The sequence below is a fragment of the Mangrovibrevibacter kandeliae genome, from assembly GCF_024519155.1.
GTDB lineage: Bacteria > Pseudomonadota > Alphaproteobacteria > Rhizobiales > Rhizobiaceae > Mangrovibrevibacter > Mangrovibrevibacter kandeliae.
The window spans coordinates 209,676-226,321 of the sequence record NZ_JANIFJ010000006.1 but is presented as its reverse complement, the minus strand read 5'-3'; the positions used below and the strand labels follow the sequence as shown (position 1 = coordinate 226,321).

Here is a 16,646-nt window from a genome sequence, read left to right as displayed (position 1 = left end):
CCCGACCGGCGCCGGCTCAGAAGCTCGCGACGATGCCGCGCACCCGGTCGTCGAGCTCGGCCTGCCGATCCGTCGCGGCCTCGCGCTCGGCGTAGAGGGCGGCGATCGCCGTCTCCTGCCGCTGCAGGCTGTCGAGATAGGTCTGGCGCAAGGCGCTGTCCGGCCCGGCGACTTCGAGGTTCTGACGGATCCGCTCCTGCTCCTGCACGAGCCGCTGGTAGCGCTGGTCGAGCGCGTCGGTCTCGCGCTTGGCCTTGGCGGCCTCGCCGCGCGCGGCGGCGAGATCGGACAGCTTCTTGGCCACTGCCGGGTCGGCCGCGTCGGCCGACCAGCGGATCAGCTGCGCGTCGTCGGCGTCGGTCAGAACAAAGGCGTCCGCCTGCGGCAGCTCGTAGGTGGCCGTCACCGTGCGGGTCTCACCCTTTGGAACGTCGAGCGTCAGGCGGTAGGCGCTGTCTGTCGTGCCGTCGAGCGCGTCCGAGCGGAAGCGCCAGCCCTCGCGCTTCGGATGCTCGATGACGACGTGCCGCTCGCCGTCCGCCGCGCCCTTGATCCGGTAGGTGGTCGTCTCGCGCGAGATCACCGAGACGCGGGCGACCCCGTCCACGACCTTGATGCTGGAAATGACCTCTTCCGGCGTCACGTCGGACTGGATGCTGACCTTGCCGTCGACCGCGAAGCTCGCCATCCGTTCCTCGCCGGCCGGGATGCCGAGAAGTTCAGCGTCGCCGGCATAGCCGCCGGCCTCGTCGTAGACCGTCAGGATGCCGGGTGGCAGGCTCGCCCCGGTGGAATTCGACAGCATCAGTGCGGCGACGGGATGCTCGCTGCCCAGGGCCGGCTGGAACAGCGACACCGTCCTCGCGTCCACCTCGGCGTCGACGATCGGCACCGACAGCGTGTTGCCGGCGGCGAGCGTCACCGGCGCCGGCAGCGGATAGCGCGCCGAGAGATCGCGCTCCTCCGCCTCGCCGAGCACCGACGGGGCCGACAGCTTCGCGGCGGTGCCGTCGAAGCGCATGAGGCTGCGCGGCGCGGCCGGCATCGGCGCGGGTGCCGCCTCGGCGGCCATCGCGGTCACGTCCTGCTGGCCGGCATCGGCTTCGGGCCGCAGGTTCGGCCGGCTGTCGACCGGGATCTCGCGGCGGTCGCGCCAGTAGCGGCGGTAGAGCTGCTGCGACAGCGTGACCGGTGCGCCGGAGGCGAGCGTCACCGCGACGTGGGACCAGTCCTCGCCGGTGGCGTTCTCGATCACCGCCCAGGCCTGCAGCCGCGCCTTGCCGTCCGCCTCGCGCACGACGCGGTAGGCGACCTTCCAGACCGGGGCCGGCACCACGTAGGAGATGGCGACGTCGCGCGCGCCCTTGCCGTCCAGCCGGATCTCCACCGGCTTGGCGTTCTCGCCATGGGCCTGTCCCGCGGCGGCGGCGGCCTCGCCGACCTTGGCCGCGACCTCCGGGTCGAGGATCGTCAGCGCCGCATCGGCGCCGAGCGGCAGCGAGGCGATGCCGCCCGCGTCGGTCAGGACGGACAGCACGGAGCGCGAACCGTTCGCCTCGCCGCCGTCCTCCGTGCGCACGCCGAGCGCCCGGCCCTCGACGGTCCGCCCGCCGCTCTCGACCCGGACGCGTGTGCCCTGCAGCGCGCCGAGCAGCGCCGGCAGCGAGGCGAGCTGGTCGGCCCCGAAGGGCAGCTTGCGGAAGGTCTCCTCGGCCTGCTCGCGGCCGGGCAGCACCAGCGAGCCGACGGTGCCCGAGGGATCGCGCACGACGAGGCTCTTGAGGATGTCGTCGACCTGCTCCAGCGGCACCTCCAGGCGCACGCTGCCGGCGCCGTCGACATGCTGGCTGCGGGTGATCTCGGCAAGGCCGCCGGAGGAGAGCGTCACCGAGCGGATGTCGCCGTCGGCCGCGAAGAGTGCGGCCGGCGACGTGCCGACGAGGAGAAGTGCGAGAACGAGGGACCTGACGCGCATCAAGAAGGCTCCGAACTAGGGTTCGGTCGATCCCGTAGGCGAGGACCATGACGAGAAATCGGTGGCGCTGCCAATTCGAGCATCAGGGTAAAGGATTTCTTCACGCTGCCGGCCGCGGCGCGTTCCAAGCGGGCGCGCCGCAGGCCTCGTCAGGACGCGGCGGCGAACGGATCCTCAACCTGCGGCCAGATCGTCCTGTTCAGCTTCCGATATCGGGTCCGGGCCGGCTCCGTCGGATAGGTCGATGGCGCCGAGACGTAGACGATGGCGGCAGCGAGCGGCGCAAAGCCGGCGTGGAAGTGGTTGGTGGACTTCACCAGCAGCACGTCCTTGCCGGCCGGGTCGATCCCGAGATTGGAGAAGATGTCGGGTTCGTAGGTCTGTGACCGGCTGGCGATCAGGACGACGTCGATCTCCGTGCCCGCAAGCCGCACCACCGCGGTCCGTCCGAGCGCCACGCGGCTTTCGCGAAAGCTCTGCCAGCCGTCCTCGGCCACCGCGCGCACCTCGACCTCGGCGTCGATCGGCTCCCCGGAGAGGTCGCTGCACTTGCCTCCGAAGCGCAGGCGGATGCGCCCGCCCACCCCGGCCGCGTGCGCAAACGAGACCGCCACCGGGTCCCAGATTGCCGCAACGCCAATTGAGGTCATGCCCCGCGCCATCATCGCCCTGAGGATATGGGTGCCGTCGCCCGCGACGCCGCCGCCGGGATTGTCCCAGATGTCGGCGACGACGAGCGGCGCGGCACGCTCGCGCCGCAACGACGCCGCGACGACGTCGAGCCCAGCCTCGACGCCGAGCACCTCCATCGCGGTGCGGCCGCGCAGGGCGAAGAGCGCGCGCCCCAGACGCTCGGCAAGGCGCTGTCCGGCCTCTGCGTCGCCGTCGGTCACGACGACGATCCGCGCGCCCATCTCCGGCACGTCGCCGGCCATGAAGCCGTGGATCACCGAGATCGAGAGGATGCCGTCGCGGCCCTGCATCGCCTTCAGCCGGTCGACGAAGCCGCGCATCGGCTCGCGGCTCGTGGGAAAGATGTCGATCATCCGGCAGTCGAAGCTCGAGATCACCGGCCGGATCTCGCCGCGGATCGTCCGCAGGGCGAGATCGACGAGATGCTCGCCCCGCTCGAAGAAGTCGGTGTGCGGGAATTCGAGAAACGCGGCGAGCACATCGAGCTGCGCCACCCGGCGCGGCGTCAGATGCGAATGCGGGTCGAACTCCGCGGCGACGACGACGTCGCGCCCGACCAGGGCACGCACGCGCTCGAGGAGGTCGCCCTCGGGATCGTCGTAGCCCTGCGCGACCATCGCCCCGTGCAGGCCGAGCACGACACCGTCGACCGGCAGCGCCGCTCGCAGCTGGTCGAGGATCTCGTCGCGCAGGCCCTCATAGGTTTCGCGCTGGATCAGCCCGGCGGGCTCGGCCCAGCAGGCCGTGCCCTCGACGACCTCAAAGCCCTCCGCCCGGCCGCGCCGTCGCAGGATCGGCACCGGCGAGGAACACAGCGTCGGGGTGTCCGGGTGCTCACCCGGTCCTGCGTAGAAGCCGGCCACGAACGAGGCGCGATCGGTCGGCACCGGCGAGAAGGTGTTGGTTTCCGTCGCCAGCGACGCAGTGAAGACGCGCATCGCGATCGTCTCGGCTCAGCCGGCCAGAGGCTTGTAGGCGATCGCCTCGATCTCGACCTTGATGTCGGCCATCAGGCGCGACTCAGCCGTGGTGCGGGCCGGCGGCTCGCTGGCGAAATAGGTCGCATAGACCTTGTTGAAGCCGGGGAAGTCGCGCGCGTCCTCCAGCCAGCAGGTCGTCTTGACGACGTCGGAGAGCTCGCAGCCGGCGAGCGCCAGCGCCGCCTTGACGTTGTCGAGCACCTGGCGGGTCTGCTGCTCGATCGTGCCGCCGACATTCTCCCCGCCCGAGCCGACCGGCGTCTGTCCCGAGATGAAGACGAAGTCGCCGGCCCGGACCGCCGGGGACAGCGGCACATGCGACGTTCCGAACACCTGCTTGGCCATGGCGCGACTCTCCTCCTGTGTTGCATCCCATGCATAGAGCGATCCGGCGGCGCCGATCCATAGCACGATGTAATTTTTTTTCTTCCATCAGCCTTATTCCAGAATTGCGAGGGGTCAGATGGTAAAAAGTAGCGCATGCGGCTGTTGCTTTCTTACATTTTCTGCGACAGGCTGCACCTCGTTCGCCCCTCTTGGAGCCTGCGCCCCTTGATCCAGCTCGCGCCCCTCTCTGTCCGCAACCCGTCGCCCGCTCCGGCCGGCGGCGGCGTCGGCCGGACGGAGGCAGTGCAATGAGCGGTCGCGAGGCGCCGGCGCAGGTCAACGGTGAGAGCGCGGCCCTGGCGGCGCCGATCTTCGACATCATCCACCGGCTTCGGATGCGGGCGGAGGACGGCTCGAAGTCCGAGAAGCGGCTGGCGCTGTTCGTCCTCAACAACGCCCACTTCGCCTCCACCGCGGCGATCGCCGACATCGCCGACCGCTGCTCGATCAGCGAGCCGACGGTCACCCGCTTCGCCCGCTCGCTCGGCTGCCAGGGCGTCGCCGACTTCAAGTTCCGCCTCGCGCAGGCGCTGGCCGTCGGCGGCCTCTACCTCAACGCCGCGCCGCTGACGCCGGACGAGCGCGAGGCGCGCATCCTGGCGGCGGTTGCCGACGGCGCGCGCAACGCCATCGACCGGGTCCGCGAGATGACCGACATGGGGCTCGTCACACGCGCCGCCGAGATGCTGGCGAGCGCGCAGCACGTCCTCGCCTTCGGCTCGGGCGGCACCTCGTCCTGGATGGCGCGGGAGGCGGAGAACCGCCTGTTCCGTCTGGGGCTCAGCGTGCGGGCGGAAACGGACTCGCAGATGCAGGTGATGCAGGCTTCGGTCGCCGGACCGCAGACCGTGCTCTTGGCCTTCTCCATCTCCGGGCATGGGCGCGGCCTGGTCGAGGCGGTGCAGGTGGCGAAGACCTACCGCGCCCGCACGATCGCGCTGACCGCGCCCGGCTCGCCCCTCGGCCGGGCCGCCGACATCCATCTGCCCTTCGCGCTGCCGGAGGACGGCAACATCTACAAGCCGAGCTCCGGCCGGTATGGCCTGCTCGCACTCCTCGACTTTCTCGCAATGGCGACGGCCGAGGCGATCGGGCCGCGGATGCTGGAAGGCATCCGGCGCATCAAGCAGACGCTCAACACGCACATCGTCGCCAATCCCAACCTGCCGATCGGCGACTGACCATGCGCCCCATTCCCGACGATCTCGACACCCCCTGCCTGCTGATCGACCTCGAAAAGGTCGAGCGCAACCTGAGGCGGGCGCAGGACCACGCCGACGCCAATGCGATCGTGCTGCGGCCGCACATCAAGACGCACAAGCTGGTGCGGTTTGCGCGCCGCCAGGTCGAGCTCGGCGCGGTCGGCATCACCTGCCAGAAGATCGGCGAGGCCGAGGTGATGGCGGACGGCGGCATCGCCGACATCCTCCTGCCCTACAACATCGTCGGCGCCGCCAAGCTCGAACGCCTCCGCCGCCTGGCGCAGCGCGTGCGCCTCAAGGTCACGGCCGACGGCCCATTCGTCGTGGCCGGCTACTCCAAGGCGTTTCGCGGCGAGGCGGAGCCGCTGACCGTGCTGGTGGAATGCGACACGGGCGGCGGGCGCTGCGGCGTGCAGACGCCCTTCGACGCGCTCGAGCTCGCGACGCTGATCGCCGAAGCGCCGGGATTGCGCTTCGGCGGGCTGATGACCTACCCGGCCAAGCACCGCGTCGCCGAGGCCGCGGCATGGCTGGTGCAGGCGCGCAAACTCCTCGAGGACGCGCAATTGCCACCGGAAACGGTGACGACCGGCGGCACGCCCGATCTCTGGGCAGCCGGCCCGGCGACCGGTGCGACCGAATACCGGCCCGGGACCTACGTCTTCCTCGACCGCTTCCAGGTGGCGGAGGGCGTCGGCGCGCCGGAGGACTGCGCCCTCCACGTGGTCGCGACGGTCGTCTCGCGCCCGACAGCCACGCGCGCCATCATCGATGCCGGCTCCAAGGCGCTGACCAGCGACCTGCTCGGCCTCACCGGATATGGCAGCGTCGCCGGATACCCGGGCGCGGTGATCACCGGCCTCAGCGAGGAGCACGGCACGCTCGACGTGTCCGCCTGCGACACGCGTCCGGAGGTCGGCGAGTGCGTCCGCATCCTGCCGAACCATGTCTGCCCGGTGGTCAACCTGTTCGACGCGGTGACCCTGCTGCATGCCGACGGGCGGGCCGAGACGGTGCCGGTCGATGCCCGCGGCCGGCTGCGTTAGGGCGAAGGACGCACGCGATGCCCGACCTTCTCGTCAACCTCTACGACAAGCGCCTCGAGGTGCTGCGCGAGCGCACGCAGGCGGTGCCGGCGACCGTGCGCCCGGCGCTTCCGCCCGAAGCCGAATACGTCGTCGACTGGGTGCGCCGGCGCTTCCACGAGCGCTGGTCGAGCGAGGTCACGGTGGCGATGGCGCACCGTCCCGCCGCCTGCCTCATCGCGGTGGAAGCGGGCGAACTGGCGGGCTTCGCCTGCTTCGACACGACCGCGCGCGGCTTTTTCGGCCCGACGGGCGTCCGGCCCGAGAGCCGCGGCCGCGGCTTCGGCCTCGCGCTCCTGTCCGCCTCGCTGCAGGCGCTGAAGGCGCTCGGCCACGCCTATGCCGTCATCGGCGACCCCGGACCGATCCAGTTCTACGTCGATGCCGTCGGCGCCCACCCGATCCCGGGCGGGGACGGCAGTCTCTACCACGGCATGCTGCGATCCCCGCAGGTCTGATCTCGAGCCCAGAAAGTCCGCACCCGTGTCCCGCTCCGCCCCGCTCGCCCTCATCCTAGGCATTCCCGGCACGACCCTGTCGCCGGACGAGCGCGCTCTGTTCCGCGAGACCAACCCGCTCGGCCTGTTTCTCGGGCGGCGCAACCAGCGCGATCCGGATCAACTGCGGGCGCTGATCGACGACTTCCGGGAGGCCGTCGGCCGCGCGGACGCGCCGGTGCTCACCGACCAGGAGGGCGGGCGCGTCTCGCATCTCGATTCCGGCGCCTGGCCGCTCTATCGCGCCTTCGCCGATTTCGGCGCCCTCGCCCGGCGCGACCTCGACGCCGCCTGCAGGGCGATGCGCCTCTCCAGCCAGGCGATGGCGACGATGATGTCCGGCCTCGGCCTGACCAGCGGCTCGACCCCGGTGCTCGACCTCGTCTTCGACACCACCAGCGCGGTGATCGGCGCGCGCTCCTTTGGACCGGATCCCGAGATCGTCGCGCGACTCGGACGGGAGGTGATCGACGGCATGCTCGAATGCGGCTCGATGCCGATCATGAAGCACATCCCCGGGCATGGCCGGGCGAGGCTCGACTCGCACAAGGAGCGGCCGGTGGTCGACACGGCGCGCGACGTGCTGCGCGACACCGACTTCGCACCCTTCGCGGCGCTGAAGGATTGTCCCTGGGCGATGGTCTCGCACGTCGTCTACGCTGCCTACGACGCCGAGCGCCCCGCCTCCGTCTCGCCGGTGATCCACGACGTGATCCGCAACGAGATCGGCCATCAGGGCGTCCTCGTCTCCGACTGCATCTTCATGGAAGCGCTGAGCGGCAGCCTGCCCGAACGGGTGCGCCAGGTGCTCGACGCCGGCTACGACATCGCCCTGCACAGCCACGGCACGGTCGCCGAAAGTGCGGCGGCTGCCGCGGCCGCGCGGCCGCTCACCGCTGCGGCCACGGCCCGCATCGCCGCCGCCGATGATCGGCTCGACGCCCTGCGCGTCGACGTCGACGGCACGCTCGCCGCCGTCGAGGCGATCTTCCGCGCCCATCCCGCCGCCTGACCGACGACTGACTGCGTCCCCGCAACCCGAAGAGTGGAGTTTGACATGCCGCGCACACGCATCCTGACCGCCGCGACCGCCATCGGCCTCCTCGCGACACCCGCCCTCGCCGAGACGGTCCTGACCGCCAACATCGAGCCGGCGACGACCTGGGTCCGCAACTTCAACCCGTTCAACCAGACCTCGGCGCGGCAGAGCACGCAGGACTTCATCTACGAGCCGCTGGCGGTCTTCAACCGCTTCGACGACAACAAGCCGGTGTACCGGCTGGCCGAGGGCTTCAAGCTCGCCGACGACCTGAAGAGCATCGAGGTCACGCTGCGCGACGGGCTGCAGTGGTCCGACGGCGAGCCGCTGACGGCCGAGGATGTCAAGTTCACCTACGACTACATCAAGCAGTACCCGGCGCTCGATTTCGTCTCGATCTGGACACTGGTCGACGCGGTCGAGCTCGTCGACGAGCGGACCATCCGCTTCACCCTCGACAAGCCGAGCTCGATCGCGGCCGAGCAGCTGGTACAGATCCCGATCGTTCCCGAGCACGTCTGGAAGGACGTCGCCGATCCCGTCACCTTCGCCAACGAGAACCCGGTCGGCAGCGGTCCGATGACCGAAATCGCCCGCTTCACCGGCCAGACCTACGACCAGTGCCGCAACCCCCACTACTGGGACGCCGAGGATCTGAAGATCGACTGCCTGCGCTTCCCGCAGCTCGCCGACAACAACCAGATCCTCGTCGCCACCGCCAACGGCACGCTCGACTGGGGCGTCTCCTTCATCCCCGACATCGACAACGTCTACGTCGCCAAGGACCCGGAGCACTTCCACTACTGGTACTCGCCGAGCAGCATGGTCGCCTTCCTGATGAACCAGGAGAGCGCCAACGCGAACAACCGCAAGGCCTTCACCGACGTGAAATTCCGCCGGGCGGTTTCCATGGCGCTCGACCGGCAGGCGATGGTCGACATCGCCGGCTACGGCTACCCGACCCTCAACGAGGATCCGGCGCTGATGGGCGAGCTCTACAAGAGCTGGTCCGATCCGACCGTCGCGGAGAAGTTCGGCACGTTCGGCAAGTACGACGTCGACGCTGCCAACGCCCTGCTCGACGAGGCGGGCTACAAGGACAAGGACGGCGACGGCTTCCGCGACCTGCCGGACGGCGGCAAGCTCGCCTTCTCGGTCATCGTGCCGGGATCCTGGACCGACTGGGTCGACACCGTGAACATCGCCATCGAGGGCCTGCAGGCCGCCGGCCTCAACGCGCAGATCGAAACACCCGAGGAGGCGGTCTGGGCCTCCGACCTGATCGACGGCAAGTTCGACATGGCGATCAACAGCCTCTCGGCCGCCGCCTCGCCCTACTATCCCTACAAGCGCGCCTTCTCCGAGGCCGACAAGGGCAAGACACGCTTCACCGCCCAGCGCTGGTTCGATCCGCGGGTCGAAGAGCTGCTCGGCGAATTCAACGCCACCGCCGATCCTGAAAAGCAGCACCAGGCGATGAACGAGGCTCAGGCGATCGTCGCCGAGGCGATGCCGATGGTGCCGGTGTTCAACAACCCGAACTGGTACCAGTACAACACGACGCGCTTCACCGGCTGGTCGACGGAGGAGAACCCGTTCGTGAACCCGTCGATCTCCAAGACCAACCCGGCGCGCCTGCTGCACCTGCTGGCCCTGCGTCCGGTCGATTGAGCCAACACCGGTCTGCGGGAGCGGCGACCCAGCCGCTCCCGCGCCACGGAGCCCGTCGATGCCGTTTCTCCTGCGCCGCGTCCTGTTCTATCTCGCCGCCTTCCTGGTGGCCGCGACGATCAATTTCTTCCTGCCGCGCCTGATGCCGGGCGATCCGGTCCAGCTGATGTTCGCGAGCGCCGGCAACGCGATGTCGCCGGAGAACCTCCAGGCGCTGAAGCTGACCTTCGGCTTCGTCGATGCGCCGCTCTGGCAGCAGTACCTGACCTATCTCCAGAGCATCGTGACCGGCGACCTCGGCCGCTCGATCAAGTATTTCCCGCTGCCGGTCACCGAACTCCTCGGCCGCGCCATCGTCTGGACGGCCGCGCTGATGGGCACCGCGACGATCGTCTCCTTCGCCCTCGGCAGCCTGCTCGGCGCGATCGCGGCCTGGCGCCGCGGCGGCCTCTTCGACGTCACCGTCTCGGTCGGCGCGATCTTCGCGACCTCGGTGCCCGCCGTCGTCACCTCGCTGGTGGTGCTCTTCGTGTTCGGCTTCACGCTCGGCTGGTTCCCGAGCGGCTACGCGGCGGCGCCCTCGCTCGATCCGGCCTTCAGCGCCGCCTATGTCGGCAGCGTCCTCTATCACGCCGTCCTGCCGATGCTGACGCTCTGCACGGTGCTGACCGGCGGCTTCGTCGTCACCATGCGCAACAACATGATCAACCTCCTCGGCGAGGACTACATCGTGATGGCGCAGGCCAAGGGTCTGTCTGACCGCCGGGTGATGCTGTGGTACGCGGCGCGCAACGCGCTGCTGCCGACGGTCTCGAGCCTTGCCATCGCGCTTGGCATGGTGCTCGGCGGCTCACTCGTCACCGAGGTCGTCTACAACTATCCCGGGCTCGGCAACGTGCTCTACCAGGCGATCATCGCGCGCGACTATCCGGTGATCCAGGGCCAGCTGCTGATCATGACGGCGACGATGCTGGTCGCCAACTTCATCGTCGACGTCAGCTACGTGCTGCTCGACCCGCGGCTGAAGCGGGCCTGACGTGACGGCGCTCCTCCGCGGCCTCCTGCACAACCGCAAGGCGATGGTCGGCTTCGCCCTCATCGCCCTCATCGTCATCGTCGCGCTCGCCGCGCCATGGCTCGCGCCCTACGATCCCGGCGCGCGCAGCGGGCGGCCGCATCAGCCGCCCTCGCTCGATCATCTGCTCGGCACCACCCGGCTCGGCCAGGACGTGCTGTCGCGGCTCCTGTGGGGCGCGCGCACCTCGCTCGCGGTCGGCTTCGGCGCCGGCCTGCTGATCACCGCGGTCGGAACGGTGATGGGCATTCTCGGCGGCTACAGCGGCGGGCGGACGGACGATGTCGTCAGCTTCCTCACCAACATGGTCCTCGTGGTGCCGAACCTGCCGCTGCTTCTCGTGCTCGCGGCCTTTCTCGGCCAGGCGAGCCCGATCGTGATCGCGCTGATCCTCGGCTTCACCTCCTGGGCCTGGGGCGCGCGCGTCACCCGCGCCGAAACGCTGTCCGTCCGCCAGAAGGACTTCGTGAAGTCGGCCGAGATGATGGGCGAGCCGCGCTGGCGCATCATGGCGGTCGAGATCTTCCCGAACCTCCTGTCGATCGTCGGCATCAACTTCATCGGCAGCGTGGTCTTCGCCGTCATCACCGAGGCGACGCTCGAATTCCTCGGCCTCGGCGATCCGCGCGCCGTCTCCTGGGGCATCATGCTGTTCAACGCGCAGAAGGCTTCGGCGCTCGCCGTCGGCGCCTGGTGGGACATCCTGACCCCCTGCTTCGCGCTGGCGCTGCTCGGCATCGGCCTGTCGCTCCTCAACTTCGCGGTCGACGAGATCGCCAATCCGCGCCTGCGGACCGGCGGGCGTCTCGGCCGCTGGTCGGCGCTGATCAAGGCCGGCGAGGGCCGCCTGTGACGCGCCCCCTCCTCTCCGTCCGCAACCTCACCATCGACTACGTCGGCCTCGCCTCAGACTTCCGCGCCGTCGACGACGTCTCCTTCGACATTGCGCCGGGCGAGGTGTTCGGCCTTGCCGGCGAATCCGGCTGCGGCAAGAGCACGATTGCCTTCGCGATCAGCCGCCTGCACCGGCCGCCGGCCCTGATCCGCAGGGAGAGCCGCATCCTCCTCGACGGGCGCGACGTCCTCGACCTGCCGGCGGAGGCGCTGCGCCAGTTCCGCTGGCGCGAGGTCGCGATGGTCTTCCAGAGCGCGATGAACTCGCTCAACCCGGTGCTGCGGGTCGAGGACCAGTTCCATGACGTCCTGAAAACGCATGGCGAGCGCGACCGCAGCCGCCGGCGCGAGCGGATCGCCGAGGTGCTGCGGCTCGTCGACATCGACCCTGACCGGATGCGGGACTATCCGCATCAGTTCTCGGGCGGCATGCGCCAGCGCATCGTCATCGCCATCTGCATGGCGCTGAACCCGAAGCTGGTGATCATGGACGAGCCGACGACCGCCCTCGACGTCGTCGTGCAGCGCGAGATCCTGCAGCGGATCGACGAGCTGCGCCGGCGCTTCGGCTTCTCGGTCCTGTTCATCACCCACGATCTCGGCCTGATGACCCAGTTCTGCGACCGCATCGGCATCATGCTCGCCGGCAGGCTCGTCGAGGTGGACAACGCCGCGACCATCCACGACGCGCCGAAGCACGACTACACGCGCCAGCTCTGGGCGGCCTTCCCCTCGCTGCACGCGGAGCACGGCGCATGACCGCGCTTCTCGCCCTCGACGACGTCACCAAGACCTTCGGCTACGGCGACGCGATGATCCACGCGGCGCGTGGCGTCTCCTTCGAGCTGAAGGCCGGCCGCGCGCTCGCCGTCGTCGGCGAGTCGGGCAGCGGCAAGACCACCTGCGCCCGGCTGGTGATGCGCGATTATGCGCCCGACGGCGGCAAGCTCGTGTTCCGCGGCAAGCCAATGGGCGACCGGACCGACCTCGTCGCCTATCGGCGCGCGGTCCAGATGATCTTCCAGGATCCCTTCGCCTCGCTCAATCCGGCGCACAATATCCGCCACCACCTGCGCCGGCCGCTGCGCCTCCACCGCCCGGAGCTGAAAGGGGCGGCCATCGACGCCGAGGTGCTGGAGCTCCTGCGCCTCGTCCAGCTCGATCCGGAGCGGCTCGTCGACCGCCATCCCTTCGAGCTCTCCGGGGGCCAGCGCCAGCGCATCAACATCGCCCGGGCGCTCGCCGTCCGCCCCGAGGTGCTGGTGGCCGACGAGCCGACCTCGATGCTGGACGTCTCGGTGCGGCTCGGCGTCCTCAATCTCCTCAACGCGATGAAGCAGGAGATGCGCCTCGGCCTCCTCTACATCACCCACGACATCGCGACCGCCCGCTATGTCGCCGAGGACATCGCGGTGATGTACGCCGGGCAGATCCTTGAATGGGGCGCGACCGCGTCGGTGATCGACCGGCCCGCCCATCCCTATACGCGGCTCCTGCTCTCGGCCGTGCCCGACCCGCAGATCCGTTTCGCCGATCCGGCGGGCCGCCTCGATCCGGACGCGGCCGCCGCGGTGCGCCAGGCCGCCGCCGTGCCGACGCGCGAGGTGCGCGAGGTCGGCCCGAACCATTTCGTGCGGGCGCTTCCCGGCTGACGGAAGCGGCCGCAAGGCGCGACGGTCGCCCGTCGCGCCTTCCAATCTTCACGAGCCAAGCCCGCCCGGCTCACGCCGCGGCCGACACCTGCCCCAGCCGCTCCTCCAGCGCGCGCTTGGCCGCCGGGAAGTCTGTCTTGCCCGAGCCGAGCAGCGGCACCTTGCCGATCGCCACCTCGGCCGGCACCGCCAGATCCGGGGCGTTGCGGCTGCGGGCAAAGGCGGCGAAGGCGGCGCGGGTCGCGCCCTCAAGCTCGGTCAAAAGGACGATTCGCTCGCCCTTCTTCGGATCGGGCAGCGCGGCGGCGGCCGAGGGCGCATCCGGCCAGAGCTCGGCCGCAAGGCTCTCCACCACAGCCAGCGACACCATCTCGCCGCCGATCTTGGCGAAGCGCTTGGCCCGGCCGAGGATCGTGACGAAGCCGTCGGCGTCGAGGCTCACGATGTCGCCCGTGTCGTGCCAGCCCTCCGCCGGCCGCTCGAGCACGCCCGGCGCGCTCGCCTCGAGATAGCCGGCCATCACGTTCGGCCCGCGCACCAGGAGCCGGCCGCCCCCGGCGATGCCCGCCACCGGCTCGAGCCGCGCCTCGATGCCGGGAAAGAGCTTCCCGACCGAACCCGGACGGGCATACATCGGGGTGTTCAGCGCCAGCACCGGCGCGGTCTCGGTGGTGCCGTAGCCTTCCAGGAGGCGCAGCCCGAACTTCTCCATGTAGACCCGGCGCGTCGCCTCCTTCACCGGCTCGGCGCCGGCGAAGACGTAGCGCAGCGAGCGGAAGTCGTAGGGATTGGCCGAACGCGCATAGCCGGCGAGGAAGGTGTCGGTGCCGAACAGGATCGTCGCGTTGTAGCGGTAGATCATCTCCGGCACGATCTTGTAGTGCAGCGGCGAGGGGTAGAGCACCGTCGGCACGCCCGAGGTGAGCGGCAGCAGCAGCCCGGCCGTCAGCCCGAAGGCATGGAACAGCGGCAGGACGTTCAGGAGCTTGTCGTGCGGGCCGAAGTCGATGCGGGCCGCCGCCTGCGCGACGTTGGCGAGGACGTTGCGATGGGTCAGGACGACGCCCTTCGGCAGACCCTCCGAACCCGAGGTGAAGAGGATCGCGGCCACATCGTCGTTGCCGCGCGCTAGCACCGGCCGGTCGCGCCGCAGCAGGCCGCGCAGCTTGTCGAGGGTCGTGACCGCCTGGCGCAGATCCTCCAGCCAGACGAAGCGGACGTCAGCTGCCAGCGCTTCCACCAGCGGCTCCAGCTTGCCCTTCGCAACGAAGGCGCGCGAGGTGAGGACCGTCTTCACCTGCGCTGCCGCCATCGAGGAGCGGATGGCGCTGGCGCCGGCCGAGAAGTTGACCATCGCCGGCACCTTGCCGGCCGACAGGACGCCGAGGAGCGTCGCGACCGCGCCGTTGGCGTTGGGCAGCATGATGCCGAGGGTCGCTTCGCCGGCGAAGTCGCGGTGGAAGCGCTCGGCCAGCACCCGCGCGCCGGCGAGCAGCTTGCCGTAGGAGAGATCGCCCGACACCGGGTCCTGCACCGCCAGCGCCCCGTGCCCGTGCAGCCGCGCCGCCCGGACCACGTGGTCGAAGACGGTGCCATCGATCGGCGTCGTGGTGAAGACGAGGTCGGACATGATCCGGTAGAGCTCGGCGCCCGCCGCCGCGCGGCGCCGGCGGCCCTTCAGCTCGGGGTCGAGCCGCAGCGCCTGCGGCGCTTCGATGGTCACCCGCACCTTCGGGAACAGGCTGCGCCGGACCGTCCGGCCATCGAGACGCGAGGCATAGGAGCGCTCCAGTCCCTCGATGCGCACCGGCAGGATCGGCGCGCCGGTCTTGTCGGCGACGAGCCCGGCGCCGTCATAGACCTTCATCAGGGAGCCGGTGACGGTGATCCGCCCCTCCGGGAAGATCACCAGCGGATCGCCGGACCCGACCGCCTTGACCAGCGAGCGCACCGCCAGCGGCTTGGTGGGGTCGAGCGGCATCGCCCGGGTCAGGCGCAGGAAGGGCTTCACCCACCAGGCCTGAGCGATCGTGTGGTCGATGGCAAAGACCGGGTCGCGGTCCGACAGGCAGAGCGCCAGCGCCGCATCGAGGTAGCTCACATGGTTCAGCGCGAGGATCGGGTTCGGCCCGGCCTTCCCGATGTTCTCGGCGCCGACGATCTCCAGCCGGTGGAAGACGCGGAACAGGATCGTCGCAGCGTCGCGCATGCCGGAGAACGGCAGGTGGCGCGCCATTGCCAAGGTCGCGGCAAGGCCAAGGACCGCGACCACCGCGAAGACGGCGCCGATGGAGGCGCCGGCGGCCTGCGCCGCGGCAACGAGAATTCCGGCACCGGCCATGACGAGCGCCGACAGGACGTTGACGCCGGCGATGACCCGCGCCCGGTGGGCGCTCGGCGCCCAGACCTGGATCGCGGCGAAGGTCGGCACCACCAGGAGGCCGCCGCCGAAGGCGAGGAGCGCCAGGGTCGCATCGGTCGCCAACACGGTCGGATTCAGGAGGAAGCCGGCGATGCCGGTGTCCCCGACGGGCGTGCCGGCACGTGCGACGAGCGCGAGCGCGCCGCAGGCGAGCGCCACGAGGGCCGAGCCGATCACCGCCGGCAGGAGCAGCGTGCGCCCCGCCGAGAGCCAGGAGGCGGCGGCCGACCCCGCGGCGACGGCCACGGCGAAGACGGTGAGGAAGAAGGTCACGCCCCACTCCGGCCCGGCCAGGACCGCGGTGACGAGGGCGGGCAGCAGCGACAGGGCGATCAGGCCGACGCCCCAGAACCAGGAGACGGCGAGCGCGGTGACGAGGATGCGCCGGTCGGCGGTGAGCTCGCGCAGGAGGTGCCAGCTCGAGCGCAGGACGTTGGCGTCGATGGCAAGGTCGGGCGCGGCGGGCCGTGTCGACGGGATGGCGCGGCTGCAGAGCCAGCAGCCGAGCGAGATGGCGAGCATCAGCGGCGCGAAGACCGTGACCGGCAGGTAGGCGGCGAGGCCGCCCGCGATGGTGCCGGCGAGGATCGCGGCGAAGGTCGCGCCTTCGATGAAGGCGTTCGCCTTCGGCAGTTCGGTCGCTTCGAGATGGTCGGGCAGGATGCCGTATTTCAGCGGCCCGAACAGCGCCGACACCGTGCCGAACAGGAACAGCGCGACGAAGAGGATCGGGATCGATCCGAGGATGAAGCCGGCCGCGGCGACGCCCGCCGCGCCGATCTCGGCGAGCTTCAGCCGCCGGGCGACGAGAGCCTTGTCGTATTTGTCGGCGAGCTCGCCGCCGAGCCCGGAAAGGAACACGAACGGGGCGATGAAGATCGCGCCGGCGAGCGTCACGAGGCTCTGCGCATCTTCGGCGCCGAGGCTGAACAGGAGCACGAAGACCAGTGCGTTCTTGAGGAAGTTGTCGACGAAGGCGGACAGGAACTGGGTCGCGAAGAGCGGACCGAAGCGTTTCGAGAAGAGCATGGAAGACGACATCTGCGGTCTCCTTGAACGGAAAGCCTAGCCGCA

The 16,646-nt window shown here is 70.1% G+C and carries 13 protein-coding genes; 9 read left to right on the top strand and 4 right to left on the bottom strand.

Going from position 1 to position 16,646, the window contains the following annotated elements; translation table 11 throughout:
- Positions 1-16: 16 nt before the first annotated feature.
- From NPA30_RS16280 to NPA30_RS16270, 3 genes are all read right to left on the bottom strand, one after another.
- Positions 17-1,975 carry a DUF4139 domain-containing protein gene (locus NPA30_RS16280; RefSeq protein WP_256803821.1) on the bottom strand — a complete coding sequence of 653 codons (1,959 nt, stop codon included), beginning with the start codon at positions 1,973-1,975 and terminating at the stop codon, positions 17-19.
- A gap of 149 nt (positions 1,976-2,124) precedes the next feature.
- Positions 2,125-3,606 carry a M81 family metallopeptidase gene (locus NPA30_RS16275; protein ID WP_256803820.1) on the bottom strand — a complete coding sequence of 494 codons (1,482 nt, stop codon included), beginning with the start codon at positions 3,604-3,606 and terminating at the stop codon, positions 2,125-2,127.
- A gap of 15 nt (positions 3,607-3,621) precedes the next feature.
- Positions 3,622-3,993: a RidA family protein gene (locus NPA30_RS16270; protein WP_256803819.1), complete on the bottom strand. Its 372-nt coding sequence runs from the start codon at positions 3,991-3,993 to the stop codon at positions 3,622-3,624.
- Between the two features lie 290 nt (positions 3,994-4,283).
- On the opposite strand from NPA30_RS16270, the gene NPA30_RS16265 reads away from it, so the two are divergent.
- The 9 genes from NPA30_RS16265 to NPA30_RS16225 are packed head-to-tail and all read left to right on the top strand — an operon-like array spanning position 4,284 to position 13,150.
- The gene (locus NPA30_RS16265) at positions 4,284-5,216 is read left to right on the top strand and encodes a MurR/RpiR family transcriptional regulator (RefSeq protein ID WP_256803818.1); all 933 of its coding nucleotides are present in this window, start codon (positions 4,284-4,286) and stop codon (positions 5,214-5,216) included.
- Positions 5,217-5,218: 2 nt separating this feature from the next.
- Positions 5,219-6,283: a D-TA family PLP-dependent enzyme gene (locus NPA30_RS16260; protein WP_256803817.1), complete on the top strand. Its 1,065-nt coding sequence runs from the start codon at positions 5,219-5,221 to the stop codon at positions 6,281-6,283.
- A 17-nt stretch (positions 6,284-6,300) separates the two neighbouring features.
- Entirely contained in the window at positions 6,301-6,780 is a 480-nt protein-coding gene (locus NPA30_RS16255; protein ID WP_256803816.1) for a GNAT family N-acetyltransferase, read from the top strand.
- Between the two features lie 25 nt (positions 6,781-6,805).
- Positions 6,806-7,831: a glycoside hydrolase family 3 N-terminal domain-containing protein gene (locus NPA30_RS16250; protein ID WP_256803815.1), complete on the top strand. Its 1,026-nt coding sequence runs from the start codon at positions 6,806-6,808 to the stop codon at positions 7,829-7,831.
- Positions 7,832-7,876: 45 nt separating this feature from the next.
- The gene (locus NPA30_RS16245) at positions 7,877-9,529 is read left to right on the top strand and encodes an ABC transporter substrate-binding protein (RefSeq protein ID WP_256803814.1); all 1,653 of its coding nucleotides are present in this window, start codon (positions 7,877-7,879) and stop codon (positions 9,527-9,529) included.
- Between the two features lie 58 nt (positions 9,530-9,587).
- Positions 9,588-10,565, top strand: a complete 978-nt coding sequence (locus NPA30_RS16240) for an ABC transporter permease (RefSeq protein WP_256803813.1) — start codon at positions 9,588-9,590, stop codon at positions 10,563-10,565.
- Between the two features lies 1 nt (position 10,566).
- Positions 10,567-11,457 carry an ABC transporter permease gene (locus NPA30_RS16235; RefSeq protein WP_256803812.1) on the top strand — a complete coding sequence of 297 codons (891 nt, stop codon included), beginning with the start codon at positions 10,567-10,569 and terminating at the stop codon, positions 11,455-11,457.
- Positions 11,454-12,257 (top strand): ABC transporter ATP-binding protein, encoded by an 804-nt coding sequence (locus tag NPA30_RS16230; RefSeq protein ID WP_256803811.1) that lies wholly within the window; start codon positions 11,454-11,456, stop codon positions 12,255-12,257. The genes NPA30_RS16235 and NPA30_RS16230 overlap by 4 nt, the downstream gene beginning before the upstream one ends.
- Positions 12,254-13,150 carry an ABC transporter ATP-binding protein gene (locus NPA30_RS16225; RefSeq protein WP_256803810.1) on the top strand — a complete coding sequence of 299 codons (897 nt, stop codon included), beginning with the start codon at positions 12,254-12,256 and terminating at the stop codon, positions 13,148-13,150. The genes NPA30_RS16230 and NPA30_RS16225 overlap by 4 nt, the downstream gene beginning before the upstream one ends.
- Positions 13,151-13,220: 70 nt before the next feature.
- Here NPA30_RS16225 and NPA30_RS16220 read toward each other — a convergent pair whose 3' ends face one another.
- Positions 13,221-16,613: an acyl-[ACP]--phospholipid O-acyltransferase gene (locus tag NPA30_RS16220; RefSeq protein ID WP_256803809.1), complete on the bottom strand. Its 3,393-nt coding sequence runs from the start codon at positions 16,611-16,613 to the stop codon at positions 13,221-13,223.
- Positions 16,614-16,646 lie beyond the last annotated feature (33 nt).

Excerpts from the sequence above, each read along its gene's own strand:
- NPA30_RS16275 (WP_256803820.1), bottom strand. The coding sequence starts at position 3,606 with ATGCGCGTCTTCACTGCGTCGCTGGCGACGGAAACCAACACCTTCTCG.
- NPA30_RS16225 (WP_256803810.1), top strand. The coding sequence starts at position 12,254 with ATGACCGCGCTTCTCGCCCTCGACGACGTCACCAAGACCTTCGGCTAC.
- NPA30_RS16220 (WP_256803809.1), bottom strand. The coding sequence starts at position 16,613 with ATGTCGTCTTCCATGCTCTTCTCGAAACGCTTCGGTCCGCTCTTCGCG.
- NPA30_RS16255 (WP_256803816.1), top strand. The coding sequence starts at position 6,301 with ATGCCCGACCTTCTCGTCAACCTCTACGACAAGCGCCTCGAGGTGCTG.
- NPA30_RS16270 (WP_256803819.1), bottom strand. The coding sequence starts at position 3,993 with ATGGCCAAGCAGGTGTTCGGAACGTCGCATGTGCCGCTGTCCCCGGCG.
- NPA30_RS16260 (WP_256803817.1), top strand. The coding sequence starts at position 5,219 with ATGCGCCCCATTCCCGACGATCTCGACACCCCCTGCCTGCTGATCGAC.
- NPA30_RS16280 (WP_256803821.1), bottom strand. The coding sequence starts at position 1,975 with ATGCGCGTCAGGTCCCTCGTTCTCGCACTTCTCCTCGTCGGCACGTCG.
- NPA30_RS16245 (WP_256803814.1), top strand. The coding sequence starts at position 7,877 with ATGCCGCGCACACGCATCCTGACCGCCGCGACCGCCATCGGCCTCCTC.
- NPA30_RS16240 (WP_256803813.1), top strand. The coding sequence starts at position 9,588 with ATGCCGTTTCTCCTGCGCCGCGTCCTGTTCTATCTCGCCGCCTTCCTG.
- NPA30_RS16265 (WP_256803818.1), top strand. The coding sequence starts at position 4,284 with ATGAGCGGTCGCGAGGCGCCGGCGCAGGTCAACGGTGAGAGCGCGGCC.